The following is a 13576-nucleotide window of genomic DNA, read 5'->3' on the forward strand; positions in this document are numbered from 1 at the left end:
AGTAGATGATCCTCGGCAATCTTGAACAGGATTGCAGCCTATGCCATAGGCAGGATCAATCGAAAGTATCAGGGAGCATACAATGGCTCAGGCATCCGGCCTAATGGCTGGCAAACGCGGCATCATCTTGGGTGTCGCCAATAATCGTTCAATCGCTTGGGGCATTGCCAAGGCTTGCGCGGACGCGGGCGCGGAAATCGCGCTCACCTGGCAGGGCGACGCGCTGAAGAAGCGTGTTGAACCGCTGGCGCAGGAACTGGGCGCCTTCATGGCCGGCCACTGTGACGTGACCGACCTCGAGACGATCGATGCGGTTTTTGCCGGGCTGGAAAAGCATTGGGGCAAGATCGATTTCGTCGTGCACGCCATCGCCTTTTCCGACAAGGACGAGCTGACCGGCCGTTATCTCGACACCAGCCGCGACAACTTCAACCGCACCATGGACATTTCCGTCTTCTCGCTGGCCGCCGTTGCCAAGCGGGCAGAGCCGATCATGAATGATGGCGGTTCGATCATCACGCTCACCTATTACGGTGCCGAGAAGGTCATGCCGAACTATAACGTCATGGGCGTGGCCAAGGCTGCACTCGAGGCCAGCGTTCGTTATCTCGCGGTAGACCTCGGCAGTCGCGGCATCCGCGTCAACGCGGTTTCCGCTGGCCCGATCAAGACGCTTGCGGCTTCCGGTATTGGCGATTTCCGTTACATTCTGAAATGGAACGAATACAACGCGCCGCTGAAGCGCACCGTTTCCATCGAAGAAGTCGGCAAGTCGGCGCTTTACCTGCTGTCCGACCTTTCGACGGCTGTCACCGGCGAAATCCACCACGTGGATTCCGGTTATCACACCATCGGCATGAAGGCCGTTGACGCGCCGGATATTTCGGTGGTCAAGGACTGAGCCGACCGAACTTTGAAACAGGGGTATCGCCTTGCTCGTCTATGTGATCCGGCACGGACAAACGGACTGGAATGCGATACGCCGGCTTCAGGGCCAGAAAGACATTCCGCTCAATGATTTCGGCCGCGCGCAAGCGGTCGGCAACGGCAAGGTTCTGGCGCAAATTCTCGGCGACACCGCGCGTGATTTCGATTACGTGGCAAGCCCGCTCGGGCGCACGCGCGAGACCATGGAGCTGATGCGCGGAGCGATGGGGCTCGATCCCCACGCATACCGCACCGATGACCGCCTCGTCGAAGTTTCCTTCGGCGACTGGGAAGGCCAGACCCTGCCGGAACTGAAAAAAGAATTTCCCGACCGGGTGAAAGCGCGCAAGGCCAACAAGTGGGACTTCATTCCCCCAGGTCAGCATGCCGAAAGCTATGAAATCCTGTCCTGGCGTATTGGCGCATGGCTTTCCTCAGTCGAGGTGCCGACGGTATGTGTCTGCCACGGCGGCGTGATCCGCTCGATCTTCCGCCTGGTTTCCGGCATGGACAAGGATGAAGCCTCTACGACGCAGATCCCGCAGGACCGGATTTTGAAGGTCGAGATCGACAGGAACAGTGCTGAGTGGATTTCGTAAGGGTACCGATCCTCCTCCGTCATTCCGGCCTCGAGCCGGAACCCGGCCAGCCCAAATCTTTAGGCTGAAAAAACCAATCCCGCCACGCAGACGCTCGTCGGCTGGATGTCGGATCAAGTCCTGCATAATGGAAATTCTGGAGCTTCCCGACCGGGACTAAAGAGGTCCGCCTCGACAACAGGCAGAGCCGAAACCGCAGTTTACTGCACGACCTCGAGATCATCGACCACGCGTTTTCCGTCCACTTCCGTGTAGAAAACAACGACCTTCACACCTGCCTTCAGGCCTTCGAAATTGAACTCTTCCGGCACACGGTAATTCTTGCCGTCGTTCAAGGTAATGGTCAGCGCATTCACGTCGATCTTGCTGATCGTTCCCTCGACATCGACGCTTTGGGCGTAGCTGTTGATAGGCATAAGCAAGTTGGCGGTGGCCAGAAGGGCGGCAATCATCATACGCATCGATCTAGCTTTCGTGAATTTGCGTGAAAACCTTACATGCATGAAGAATTGCCTTTCGAATGTGGCGGAAATTGCCCGCAACCATGACATTTTCGGCCCAATTGATGAACGGATTTTGGATCACGTTCAAGTCGTTAGTGATTTTTACACCGCATTTCCCGGCAATATTGGAAAACCGCGAAACAGCGTGGAAAACACCAGCACCTTTAAACTTTTGTCACCTGGAAAACCCTGCGCCGTTTCCGCCGAATCATTCATCCGGCCAGTCGTCAGCCATCGTTACGCCTGTCGTTTTCCGCGCTGCTCGGCGTCGTGAACGGTGCGTCACCTTCTTATCGGACTTGCGATGAAAGAAAGGCTTTTGCCTTGGTCCGATTTTCTACTATGACAAATCCGCTTGTTTTAAACGGCCCCTGTCCGCAGGCGCGCCCTCGTTTTCCGGTCTAGAGAAATATGTCGCATAACAGCTTCGGTCATCTTTTTCGCGTTACCACCTGGGGCGAAAGCCATGGGCCCGCTTTGGGCTGCGTGGTGGACGGCTGCCCGCCCGGTATCCGCTTCACGCTTGCCGAGGTGCAGCACTGGATGGACAAGCGCAAGCCCGGCCAAAGCCGCTTCGTCACCCAGCGCCGTGAAGATGACATCGTCAAAGTCCTGTCCGGCGTGATGCTGGATGAGGACGGCGAGACGATGATAACCACCGGCACGCCGATCTCCATGCTGATCGAAAATACCGACCAGCGTTCCAAGGATTACGGCGAGATTGCCCGCAGCTTCCGCCCTGGCCATGCCGACTTCACCTATGATCTGAAATACGGCATTCGCGATTATCGCGGCGGCGGACGCTCTTCCGCCCGCGAGACGGCGGCGCGTGTTGCCGCAGGCGCAATCGCCCGCAGGGTGGTACCGAGCCTCAACGTGCGCGGTGCGCTGGTGCAGATCGGCAAACACAAGATCAACCGCGACAATTGGGATTGGGACCAGGTCGATCAGAACCCGTTCTTCTGCCCCGATCCGGCGATGGTGCCGGTATGGGAAGAATATCTTGACGGTATCCGCAAGGCGGGATCGTCGATCGGCGCGGTCGTCGAAGTCGTGGCGGAAGGTGTTCCGGCCGGCATCGGCGCGCCGATCTACGCGAAGCTCGATCAGGATATTGCCTCTAGCCTGATGTCGATCAACGCCGTCAAGGGCGTGGAGATTGGCGAGGGATTTGCCTCGGCCGAGCTTTCCGGCGAGGAGAATGCCGACGAGATGCGTATGGGCAATGACGGCAAACCGATTTTCCTGTCGAACCATGCCGGCGGCATTCTGGGCGGCATCGCGACTGGCGAGCCCGTTATCGCCCGCTTCGCCATCAAGCCCACCTCCTCCATTCTGACGGAGCGCCAGTCCATCGACACCGACGGCCGCAATGTGGATGTGCGCACCAAGGGCCGCCACGACCCCTGCGTCGGCATCCGCGCCGTGCCGATCGGCGAGGCGATGGTGGCCTGCACCGTTGCCGACCATTATTTGAGAGATCGTGGCCAGACCGGCCGGTTGAAGTGAGGTAAATCCGAAATGGCCTATGATCAGAAACGTGTCGTCGACGCTATCCGCGCTTTCGAAGCAGGCGAGATCGTTGTCGTGACCGACGACGACGACCGTGAAAACGAAGGCGATCTGATTATTTCGGCGGTTCATTGCACGCCGGAAAAAATGGCGCTGATCGTGCGCCACACATCCGGCATCGTTTGCGCGCCCATGCCGCGTGACGAGGCAAAGAGGCTGAACCTCAACGCCATGGTGGCGGAAAACGACAGCGCCCACACGACCGCCTTCACCGTCAGCGTCGATTTCAAGCATGGCACGACGACCGGTATTTCCGCGGATGACCGCACCTTGACAGTGCGCAATCTCGCCAACCCGAATGTCGGCGCGTCGGATTTCACCCGGCCAGGCCACATTTTTCCGCTGATTTCCCGCGAAGGCGGCGTGCTGATGCGTTCCGGCCATACCGAAGCGGCGGTCGATCTCTGCCGGCTCGCCGGCCTGCCGCCCATCGGCGTCATCAGCGAGCTGGTCAATGACGATGGCACCGTGATGCGCGGTCCGCAGGTTCTGGATTTCGCCGAAAAACACGGCATGAAGCATGTTTCGGTCGCCGATCTGATCGCCTATCGCCAGCGCAAAGAAACGCTGGTGGAGATGGAATCCTCCTTCACCATCCAAACCCCTTTCGGACCGGCCAAGGCGCATACCTATTCCCTGCCATGGGACCGGATGCAGCATATGGCGGTGATTTTCGGCGATATCCGCGATGGCGTCGATATTCCCGTCCGCCTGCACCCTGAAAACGTTGCTGACGACGTGTTCGGCGACCGCCAGCCGGTGCAGCACTATATGCAGAAGATCGCCGAAGAAGGCCGCGGCGTCATCGTCTATCTGCGCGAAGGTTCTGTCGGCGTCGGCCAGGTGGACGGACGGCGCAAGGCGCGTGATCCCGACGAAGCGCACGCACAGGCCCGCTCCCGCGAAAATGAGTGGCTGGAAATCGGCCTCGGCGCGCAGATTCTCAAAGACCTCGGCATCAGCTCGATCAAGCTGATGACGACCCGCGAGCGCCACTATGTCGGGCTGGAAGGCTTCGGGATCAAGATTTCGGCAACGGATATCGGGTGATTTAGGGACGTCGCGAGGGCGCTTCGATTTGGCGTCCTCTCCGCCCGTCCGGCGTCATCCTCGGTCTTGTGCCGAGTATCTGCAGACGCATCCTATACATTTTCCGTTGCAGATGCTCGGGACGGGCCCGAGCATGACGGAAGAGGCAGTCGCCGGCTCAAGGCGCAATTACACATCCCGCCACCCCTCCAGATAATTCACACTCTCCACCCCCGTAAACTTCGCAAGCCGCGACAATTCCGCGTCTAGTTTCTCGAGCCTTCCCGCTGAAGCGCGCACGCCCGGTTCCAGCCACAGGCGGCGCACATCCAGCGTGCTGCGCTTGCGGTCTGCCTTCATGTCGATACGGCCGATCAGTCGGTCGCCTTCCAGAAGCGGGAAGACGTAATAGCCATATTGCCGTTTCGGCTCGGGTACGAAGACCTCGATACGGTAATAGAAGCCAAACAGCCGCTCCGTGCGGTTGCGGTCGCGCAACAGCGGATCGAAGGGGCTCAGCACACGAACGCGGGACGACGGTTCCGGCAGGTTGGCGACATCGGCGCTGAAATCCGCAAAGGCATAGGACGGACGGGCAGCACCGCCATCGCTTGCGAGAAGCGAGACCTCGCACAGTTCGTCACGGCGGCTCTTGACCCAGTCCCTCGCCTCCTGCGGGGTAACGAGATCAAAAAAGGCGGCGATTTCGCCATGGGTGGCAAAACCCAGCCGGGTGAGCGCCTGCCGGCAGGCCCAGTCGACGAATTGCGTATGCTCCACTTCGCTTTCGTGGTGCTCGCCGGGAATGACCCGCTCCGCCAGATCATAGACCTTCTGGAAATTCACGCGGCCGGATATGGCAAGCTTGCCGGTGTGCCACAGATATTCGAGTGCGGTCTTGGAAGGATGCCAGTTCCACCAGCCGCCGGACTGATGCCCCTCCTCCTTTAACTCACGCGCCAGAACAGGACCCGTGGCGGCGATGCGCTCTAGCGTCTCGGCGAAAGCCGCATCGAACCCCTCACCATGCCATTTGCGCCAGCGCTCCTGAATGATCGGCTCGCGGCGGCGGAAGCGGTGCTTCCAATAGGGGTAAAATTCGGTCGGCACGATGGAGGCATCATGCGTCCAGTGCTCGAACAGCGCGCGGTCCTTTTCCAGCAGTGCTGTCAGATGTTCGCGCCTGTAGGTCTGGTTTCGGGAGAATATTATCTGGTGATGGGCGCGCTCCACCGTGCCGATACTGTCCACCTGCACGAATCCGATATCGGTAATGAGCTGCAACAGGCCATCCTTGGAAAGCGCCTTTCCGGGCGGAGAGCAAAGCCCCTGCCGCGCCAGAAAAATCCGCCTTGCCGCTTCGTTTGAAACCTTGATCGTCATAAAGCAGAAGGTATGACGGCTTTTTCAGGATTGCAATGTTCTTTTTTTGTTCTTTGTTTCACTTCTGTTGATGACACTATATAGAACCGGAAAGCGATAGAGGGATGCATCAATCTTGGAAATCCGTTTCGACACCGCAGGCGTCGCCTTCGAGGGCAGGCAGGCTTTACTGCCCGTGTCCCTGACATTGACTGAACGGCGTATCGGCGTCATTGGCCTCAACGGCTCGGGCAAGACCACCTTTGCGCGGCTGATTAATGGTCTGACAAAGCCGACGCGCGGCAAGGTGTCGGTGAACGGTCTCGACACCGTCAAAGATGCGAGAGCGGTATTGCAGGCAGTCGGTTTCATCTTCCAGAATCCGCAGAACCAGATCATCCTGCCGATCATACGCGACGATGTCGCCTTCGGCCTCAAGCGACTCGGTATCGGCAAGACGGAGACAGAAACGCGGGTCAAGGCCGTGCTTGCCCGGCTCGGTATCGCTCATCTGGAAGAACGGCGCGCGCACGAGCTTTCCGGCGGCGAATTGCAGCTGGCGGCGCTGGCCGCCCTGCTGGTCACTGAACCGCAAATCCTCATTCTCGATGAACCGACCAATCAGCTCGACCTCAAAAACCGCGCGACCGTTGAAAAGACAATGGCTGCGCTGTCGCAGGCGCTTGTCGTCATCACCCATGATCTGCCGCTGCTTTCCGGCTTCGATCGCGTACTGGTTTTTCACGAAGGCGAGCTGGTTGCAGACGCCAACCCCGAAGAGGCGGTGGCACGTTATCTGGAGGTTGCGTCGCGATGAAGTCGCTTCATGTCGAAGGCACGGGCTGGCTCTACCGCGTCTCTCCACGCCTCAAGCTCGTGACGCTGATGGTTTTCAGCATTGCGCTGTTTCTCACCCGCGATCTGCTTTTGCTGGGATGCGCCGTCGTTGTCGCCGCCGCCATTCTGCGCGAGACGCGGCTGCAATTCCGCGAGATCGGCCTGCGGCTACGCCCGGTGATGCTGACCATTCTCCTCGTTGCCGCCTTCAGCCATCTGCTGCTTCCGGTACACGATGCGAGTGTCAATCTTTTGCGGCTGACTGCACTGGCGCTTCTCGCCACCGCCGTCACCATCACCGTCAGCATTTCGCAATTCATGGACGAAATCGCGCTTGCCGCCGCCCCGCTGGAAAGGCTGGGGCTGGTCAAGGCGGCCGATATCGGGCTCGCGGTCGGGCTCGTCGTGCGGTTCGTGCCGGAGATCGTCAATCGTTACCATGCGGTGCGCGATGCGCACCGCGCGCGCGGCCTCCCCGTTCGGCTGGCCACGATCATCGTGCCGCTCGTCATTATGACGTTGAAGGATGCGGATGCCATTGCCGACGCCATTGACGCGCGCGGTTTCAGAGGCCAAAGCTGACGGCAAAACAACCATCCGGAGTTCCCGAGCCATGACGACCCGCGACCTTGTGCTGATCTCGCTGTTTTCCGCCATCATCATCGCACTCGGACTTTTGCCGCCGATCACGCTTGGTTTCATTCCGGTGCCCATCACCGCGCAGTCGCTTGGCGTCATGCTGGCCGGTGTCGTGCTGGGGGCGAAACGCGGCACGCTCGCGGTTCTTCTGACCATCCTCATCGCCGCAATCGGCCTGCCAGTCCTCTCAGGCGGACGCGGCGGCCTTTCCATCTTCACCACGCCGACCACGGGCTTCCTGATCGGCTGGATTGCTGCCGCTTTCGTCACCGGCATGCTCTCGGAAAAACTCGTCAATCGCGGCCAGTCGGCTCTGACGCAGGGTATCGGTTTCTTCATCGCCAGCCTCGCCGGCGGCGTGGTCGTGCTTTATGCCTTCGGCATCTCCTATCTGGCGCTGGTGGTCGGGCTCGGGTTTGAAAAGGCGTTCATGGGTTCGCTCGCCTTCATTCCCGGCGATGCGTTGAAGGCCGTGCTTGCCGCCCTTGCCGGCCGCGCTGTGATGGTCGGTTATCCGCTTTTGCCGCAGCGCGCTTGATCAGCTTATTTCGGGAGGATTAGAGAATGGCGACCCGTCTTTACGAACATCCGATCTTCCTTGAACACATCACGCCGGAAGGCCATCCCGAGCGGCCGGATCGGCTGCGATCTCTGAACATTGCGCTCGAACATCCGAATTTCGAGCGACTGGTCCGCAAGCAAGCACCGCAGGCCAACGAGGATGCCGTGCTTCTGGCGCATCCGGAGGAGCATCTGCTGTCCGTCATGCGCCAGATTCCCGAGGAAGATGGCGAGATCAACCGCGTCGAGGCCGACACCTATGTCTCGCCGAAAAGCCTGCAGGCGGCGCTGACCGGTATAGGCGCTGCGATGGTGGCGGTAGATGACGTGTTTACGGGTGCCGCCGACAACGTCTTCGTTGCGTCCCGCCCGCCCGGCCACCATGCGGAAACCGCAAAGGCTATGGGGTTCTGTCTCTTCAACAATGCAGCAATCGCCGCACGTCACGCCCAGAAGGTGCACGGCGCAGAGCGCGTCGCCATCATCGACTGGGACGTGCATCACGGCAACGGTACGCAGGATATCTTCTGGAACGACACGTCAGTGCTGTTCTGTTCCACCCACCAGATGCCGCTTTACCCGTGGAGCGGCGATAAAAACGAAACCGGCGTGAAGAACAATGTCGTCAACGCGCCACTTTCCCCCAATACCGGCAGCGAGTATTTTCGCGAGGCGTTCAAATCCCGCGTCCTGCCGGCGATCGCCGATTTTTCGCCCGATCTCATCATCATCTCCGCCGGTTTCGACGCGCATCACCGCGATCCGCTGGCGCAGATCAATCTGGTGGGCGAGGATTTCGACTGGGCGACGGGGCGGCTGCTGGAAATGGCGGACAAATACGCCTCGAACCGGGTCGTCAGCCTGCTTGAAGGCGGTTATGATCTGGAAGGGCTGGCGGAATCGGCGGCCATGCATATTTTGAGAATGATGAAGGGTTGAAAATGACGGAAAATGCCAACACAGCCGATGTCAGCGGTTATTCCTTCGAAAAGGCCGTCGCCGAGCTGGAAAGCATTGTTGCACGCCTGGAGCGCGGAGACGTGGCGCTGGACGAGTCGATCGCCATCTACGAGCGCGGCGAAGCCCTGAAAAAACATTGCGAGACGCTGTTGAACGCCGCCGAAAAGCGTATCGAGAAAATCCGTCTCGACCGCGCCGGAAAACCACAGGGCGTGGAGCCGCTGGACGGGGAATAAACACGTCCTGTTGAACGGGGGCGACACAGCGTTCAACATTACGGCGCTCCCACGTCGTATCGTTCGTGGTAAGCTTGCGTGTAACGACACGAGGAGCTTCGGATGTCCTTCTTTCCCGGCAACGATCCTGTCGCGGGTGATGCTTTCGCCTGCGACGCCATCGAAAACCTCATCATTCCGCGCACCAGCGATATTGGCGGCTTCGCCGTGCGGCGTGCGCTGCCGACGCGGCAGCGGCGGCTGGTCGGCCCATTCATCTTTTTCGACCGCATGGGTCCGGCCATCCTGAAGGCGGGCGAGGCGCTGGATGTCAAGCCGCATCCGCATATCGGGCTTTCCACCGTTACCTATCTGTTTGACGGCGAAATCAAGCATCGCGACAGCCTCGGCACCGAACTGGTCATCCGGCCCGGCGACATCAACCTGATGACGGCGGGGCGCGGAATCGTGCATTCGGAGCGCACGCCCGAAAACCTGCGCGGCCATCCGCTTTCCATGTCCGGCCTGCAGACCTGGCTTGCCCTCCCCGATCATATGGAGGAAATCGCCCCGGCCTTTTCCCATACCGCCCGGGAAGACATGCCTCTGATCGATATCAAGGGCGCATCCGGTCGGGTCGTCATCGGTGATTTCGAAGGCCTCACTTCCCCCGTTTCGGCTTTTACTGACACGCTTTACGTTGACCTGACGCTGGAACCGGGTGTGAAATTCCCGTTCTCCGCCGACCATGAGGAACGGGCGATCTACATTCTTTCCGGCTCTCTGGATGTCGCGGGTGACGTTTTTGCCGCCGACCAGTTGCTCGTCTTCCGGCCCGGCGACGACATCACATTGCAGAGCGGCAGCGGCGGCTGTCACATCATGATCTTCGGCGGTGCGGCACTCAACCAGCGCCGTTACATCTGGTGGAACTTCGTTTCGTCATCAAAAGAACGCATAGAGCAGGCCAAACAGGAGTGGAGAACCGGACGCTTCGATATCGTTCCCGGCGACGAAGAAGAGTTTGTCCCTTTGCCGGAGGGTTGAAATTCTATAGAAGTGAACGACATGCAGGGCTCAACTGCCGGCTTTCCATATGAAAGACGCACTGGTGCCCACCGCTGACACGAGAAAAGGCCGAACGATTGACCGGAATGCCACAGACCCCATTGCTTGACCGGGTGAATTTTCCATCCGATCTCAAGGAGATCGACGATCGCGACCTGCCGGAACTGGCAAGGGAGTTGCGCGACGAGATGATCGACGCGGTGTCGAGCACCGGCGGGCATCTGGGTGCCGGTCTGGGCGTGGTGGAGCTGACGATTGCCATCCATAAGGTGTTCAACACGCCTGAAGACCGGCTGATCTTCGATGTCGGCCACCAATGTTATCCGCACAAGATCCTGACCGGCCGTCGCGAGCGCATCCGCACGCTGCGCCAGGAAGGCGGCCTTTCCGGTTTCACGCGTAGGGCCGAGAGCGAATATGACGATTTCGGCGCCGGCCATTCCTCCACCTCCATTTCCGCCGGTCTCGGCATGGCGGTGGCTGCGGGGCTGGATCAGAGCGACCGCAAGGTTATCGCCGTCATCGGTGATGGCTCCATGTCTGCGGGCATGGCGTTTGAGGCGCTCAACAATGCCGGTGCGCTCGACGCGCGGCTGATCGTCATCCTCAACGACAACGACATGTCGATTGCGCCGCCGACGGGCGCGATGAGCGCTTATCTCGCGCGGCTGGCCTCCGGCCGCACCTATATGGGCTTTCGCGATTTCGGCAAGAAACTCACCGCCTATCTCGGCAAGACCATCGACCGCGCCATTACCCGCGCCGTGACCCATGCGCGCGGTTACGTAACCGGCGGCACGCTGTTCGAGGAGCTTGGCTTCTATCACATCGGCCCGATCGACGGTCATTCCTTCGATCACCTGCTGCCTGTGCTGCGCAATGTGCGCGACAACCAGAAAGGCCCTGTTCTCATCCATGTGGTGACGCAGAAGGGCAAGGGTTATGCGCCGGCGGAAGCGGCAGCGGACAAATATCACGGCGTCAACAAGTTCGATGTCATTACCGGCGCGCAGGCGAAAGCCAAGCCGAATGCGCCGAGCTATACCAGCGTGTTTGCCGAAGCGCTTATCCAGGAAGCGACCCTCGACGACAAGATCATCGGCGTCACCGCCGCCATGCCTAATGGTACCGGGCTGGACAAGATGGCCGAGCTTTTCCCGGCCCGCACCTTCGATGTCGGCATTGCCGAGCAGCACGCCGTCACCTTCGCGGCGGGGCTTGCGGCGGATGGCTACAAGCCGTTCTGCGCGCTTTATTCCACCTTCCTGCAACGCGGTTACGACCAGCTGGTGCATGATGTGGCGATCCAGAGCTTGCCCGTGCGCTTCCCCATCGACCGCGCCGGTTTCGTCGGCGCAGACGGACCGACCCATGCCGGCTCTTTCGACACCACATTCCTTGCCACCCTGCCCGGCATGGTGGTTATGGCGGCGTCCGACGAGGCCGAGCTGAAACATATGGTTCGCACAGCCGCAGCCTATGATGAAGGCCCGATTTCCTTCCGTTATCCGCGCGGCGAAGGCGTGGGTGTCGAGATGCCCGCGCGCGGTGAGATTTTGCAGATCGGCAAGGGCCGCATCATCAAGGAAGGCACGAAGGTTGCACTTCTTTCCTTCGGTACGCGCCTTGCGGAGTGCCTGGCGGCTGCCGAAGACCTCGATGCGGCCGGACTTTCGACCACGGTTGCCGATGCGCGCTTCGCCAAGCCGCTCGACCTCGACCTCATCCGCCAGCTTGCCGCTCATCATGAGGTTCTGGTGACAATCGAGGAAGGCTCTGTCGGCGGTTTCGGTGCACATGTGCTGCATTTCATGGCAAGCGCAGGCTTGCTCGACCACGGCCCGAAGGTTCGGACCCTGACGCTGCCCGACCATTGGGTGGAGCAGGCCAAGCCGGAGACCATGTATGCCAATGCCGGCCTCGACCGCGCCGGCATCGTTTCCACCGTGTTCAATGCGCTCGGCCAGCGTCAGGCCGGCGTCGGTTTCGCCGGCTGACAGAATTACCGGGACAGAAGGCGGGACGACCCGCCTCTGCCTCAGGATGCGGCGCCATCGAGAAAACCGACGACATTTTCAATCTGCCCCTCGGCATTTAGGCTGACGACATCGGTTCCGCCGGCAACATCTTCTCCGTCAGGCGAAATGAGACGCCATGAAAAACGGGTGAAGTTGCCGTGGCCATCCGGGGTGCCTGTGAGCACAAAGCGATATCCCGGAAATTTCTGCCGCGCCGCCTCGATCATCGCGGCAATCCCCTGCTGCCCCTCACCCTGCATCAAAGGATCTGTATAGCACGCCATTTCAGCCCAGCCTTGGCTGACGAGGCGCTGGCGGCGTTCATCGTTCTCCTCGTTCCAGACAGCGAGGTAGGTTTCGGCGATTGCGAGATGTTGCGTCATGATTGCGCTCCTTTTGGTTGACGGCCTGAGCATGCCGGGGGCTGTGACGCAGAACAATTACCTGCGAGGTAATCGCATTGCCGATATCTTCTGCTAGGCTGCGGGGCATGACACATCATCAAGAACATGTCGGCCAGGTGCTTAAGGAATGGCGGGCGCGCCGCAGATTGAGCCAGCTCGATCTGGCGTCCGATGCCGAGATATCGGCGCGCCATCTGAGTTTTGTGGAAAGCGGGCGATCTTCGCCCAGCCGTGAAATGCTGGCGAGGCTGGCAGAGCAGCTTTCCATGCCAGCCCGCGCCGCCAACCGGCTGATGCTGGCGGCAGGCTATGCGCCGATCCATTCCGAACGATCACTGGATGCGCCTGATATGACGGCCGTTCGTAAGGCCGTCGAAACCGTGGTGCAGGGCCACATGCCCTTCCCGGCACTTGCCGTCGACCGCCATTGGAATCTGGTTCTTGCAAATGATGCGATCAAATCGCTTCTCGCCGGCATATCCGAAGACCTGCTTCACCCGCCCCTCAATGTATTGCGGCTGAGCCTGCATCCTGATGGCTTGAGTTCACGCATCGTCAATCTTGCCGAATGGCGGCATCACCTGCTGGATCGCCTACGCCGCCAAGTCGAAGAGACCGGAGACGAGACGCTTTCCCGGCTGCATGCGGAACTTTCCGCCTATCCCGCGCCCGCAGCTCCACGGCATTCCGCCGGGGCCGATCCGCTGGCGATACCGCTCGAACTACGCGATCCGTTGTCCGGGGGCGTGCTGCGCTTCATTTCGACCACCACGGTTTTCGGAACCGCCACGGATGTGACGTTGTCCGAGCTGGTGCTGGAATGTTTCTACCCGGCCGACGCCGAGACCCGCGCCGCCCTGATGAACGGTACAAAGGAGTAAC

The 13576-nt window shown here is 60.1% G+C and carries 16 protein-coding genes; 13 read left to right on the forward strand and 3 right to left on the reverse strand.

Annotated features, from left to right (window positions below):
- Positions 1 to 82 precede the first annotated feature (82 nt).
- A complete protein-coding gene (gene fabI, locus ACQZ45_RS05695) occupies positions 83 to 901 on the forward strand; it encodes an enoyl-ACP reductase FabI (protein WP_003511762.1) in 819 nt (272 codons plus the stop codon).
- A 31-nt stretch (positions 902 to 932) separates the two neighbouring features.
- Complete coding sequence (locus ACQZ45_RS05700; protein ID WP_013635606.1) at positions 933 to 1526, forward strand: histidine phosphatase family protein; 594 nt, start codon at positions 933 to 935, stop codon at positions 1524 to 1526.
- Positions 1527 to 1726: 200 nt separating this feature from the next.
- On the opposite strand, the gene ACQZ45_RS05705 is transcribed toward ACQZ45_RS05700, so the two are convergent.
- Positions 1727 to 1987: a DUF1344 domain-containing protein gene (locus tag ACQZ45_RS05705; RefSeq protein ID WP_003511760.1), complete on the reverse strand. Its 261-nt coding sequence runs from the start codon at positions 1985 to 1987 to the stop codon at positions 1727 to 1729.
- A gap of 40 nt (positions 1988 to 2027) precedes the next feature.
- On the opposite strand from ACQZ45_RS05705, the gene ACQZ45_RS05710 reads away from it, so the two are divergent.
- From ACQZ45_RS05710 to ribB, 3 genes are all read left to right on the forward strand, one after another.
- Positions 2028 to 2303: a hypothetical protein gene (locus ACQZ45_RS05710; protein ID WP_448742217.1), complete on the forward strand. Its 276-nt coding sequence runs from the start codon at positions 2028 to 2030 to the stop codon at positions 2301 to 2303.
- Positions 2304 to 2440: 137 nt separating this feature from the next.
- Positions 2441 to 3538 carry a chorismate synthase gene (aroC, locus tag ACQZ45_RS05715; protein WP_113292250.1) on the forward strand — a complete coding sequence of 366 codons (1098 nt, stop codon included), beginning with the start codon at positions 2441 to 2443 and terminating at the stop codon, positions 3536 to 3538.
- Between the two features lie 12 nt (positions 3539 to 3550).
- Positions 3551 to 4651, forward strand: coding sequence for a 3,4-dihydroxy-2-butanone-4-phosphate synthase (ribB, locus tag ACQZ45_RS05720; RefSeq protein WP_003511757.1), 1101 nt, complete (start codon positions 3551 to 3553; stop codon positions 4649 to 4651).
- A gap of 168 nt (positions 4652 to 4819) precedes the next feature.
- Here the strand turns inward: ribB and ACQZ45_RS05725 are convergent, their stop codons facing one another.
- Positions 4820 to 6013 (reverse strand): winged helix-turn-helix domain-containing protein, encoded by a 1194-nt coding sequence (locus tag ACQZ45_RS05725; RefSeq protein WP_113292249.1) that lies wholly within the window; start codon positions 6011 to 6013, stop codon positions 4820 to 4822.
- 115 nt (positions 6014 to 6128) lie between these two features.
- Here ACQZ45_RS05725 and ACQZ45_RS05730 point away from each other — a divergent pair, with 115 nt between their 5' ends.
- From ACQZ45_RS05730 to dxs, 7 genes are all read left to right on the forward strand, one after another.
- Positions 6129 to 6809 (forward strand): energy-coupling factor ABC transporter ATP-binding protein, encoded by a 681-nt coding sequence (locus tag ACQZ45_RS05730; RefSeq protein ID WP_003511755.1) that lies wholly within the window; start codon positions 6129 to 6131, stop codon positions 6807 to 6809.
- Positions 6806 to 7411 (forward strand): CbiQ family ECF transporter T component, encoded by a 606-nt coding sequence (locus ACQZ45_RS05735; protein WP_003511754.1) that lies wholly within the window; start codon positions 6806 to 6808, stop codon positions 7409 to 7411. Before ACQZ45_RS05730 ends, ACQZ45_RS05735 begins: the two co-directional genes overlap by 4 nt.
- Positions 7412 to 7442: 31 nt before the next feature.
- Positions 7443 to 8006: a biotin transporter BioY gene (locus ACQZ45_RS05740; protein ID WP_003511752.1), complete on the forward strand. Its 564-nt coding sequence runs from the start codon at positions 7443 to 7445 to the stop codon at positions 8004 to 8006.
- Positions 8007 to 8032: 26 nt separating this feature from the next.
- The gene (locus tag ACQZ45_RS05745; RefSeq protein ID WP_003511750.1) at positions 8033 to 8968 is read left to right on the forward strand and encodes a histone deacetylase family protein; all 936 of its coding nucleotides are present in this window, start codon (positions 8033 to 8035) and stop codon (positions 8966 to 8968) included.
- A gap of 2 nt (positions 8969 to 8970) precedes the next feature.
- A complete protein-coding gene (locus ACQZ45_RS05750; RefSeq protein ID WP_003503059.1) occupies positions 8971 to 9225 on the forward strand; it encodes an exodeoxyribonuclease VII small subunit in 255 nt (84 codons plus the stop codon).
- 102 nt (positions 9226 to 9327) lie between these two features.
- The gene (locus ACQZ45_RS05755; protein ID WP_003511747.1) at positions 9328 to 10251 is read left to right on the forward strand and encodes a pirin family protein; all 924 of its coding nucleotides are present in this window, start codon (positions 9328 to 9330) and stop codon (positions 10249 to 10251) included.
- A gap of 98 nt (positions 10252 to 10349) precedes the next feature.
- Positions 10350 to 12269, forward strand: a complete 1920-nt coding sequence (gene dxs / locus ACQZ45_RS05760; protein ID WP_003511745.1) for a 1-deoxy-D-xylulose-5-phosphate synthase — start codon at positions 10350 to 10352, stop codon at positions 12267 to 12269.
- A gap of 41 nt (positions 12270 to 12310) precedes the next feature.
- Here the strand turns inward: dxs and ACQZ45_RS05765 are convergent, their stop codons facing one another.
- Positions 12311 to 12673: a nuclear transport factor 2 family protein gene (locus ACQZ45_RS05765; protein ID WP_003511743.1), complete on the reverse strand. Its 363-nt coding sequence runs from the start codon at positions 12671 to 12673 to the stop codon at positions 12311 to 12313.
- A gap of 107 nt (positions 12674 to 12780) precedes the next feature.
- Here ACQZ45_RS05765 and ACQZ45_RS05770 point away from each other — a divergent pair, with 107 nt between their 5' ends.
- On the forward strand, positions 12781 to 13575 hold the full coding sequence (locus ACQZ45_RS05770; RefSeq protein ID WP_003511741.1) for a helix-turn-helix domain-containing protein: 795 nt from the start codon (positions 12781 to 12783) through the stop codon (positions 13573 to 13575).
- Position 13576: the final 1 nt, after the last annotated feature.

The organism is Agrobacterium sp. 16-2014-1-2a, assembly GCF_053522705.1.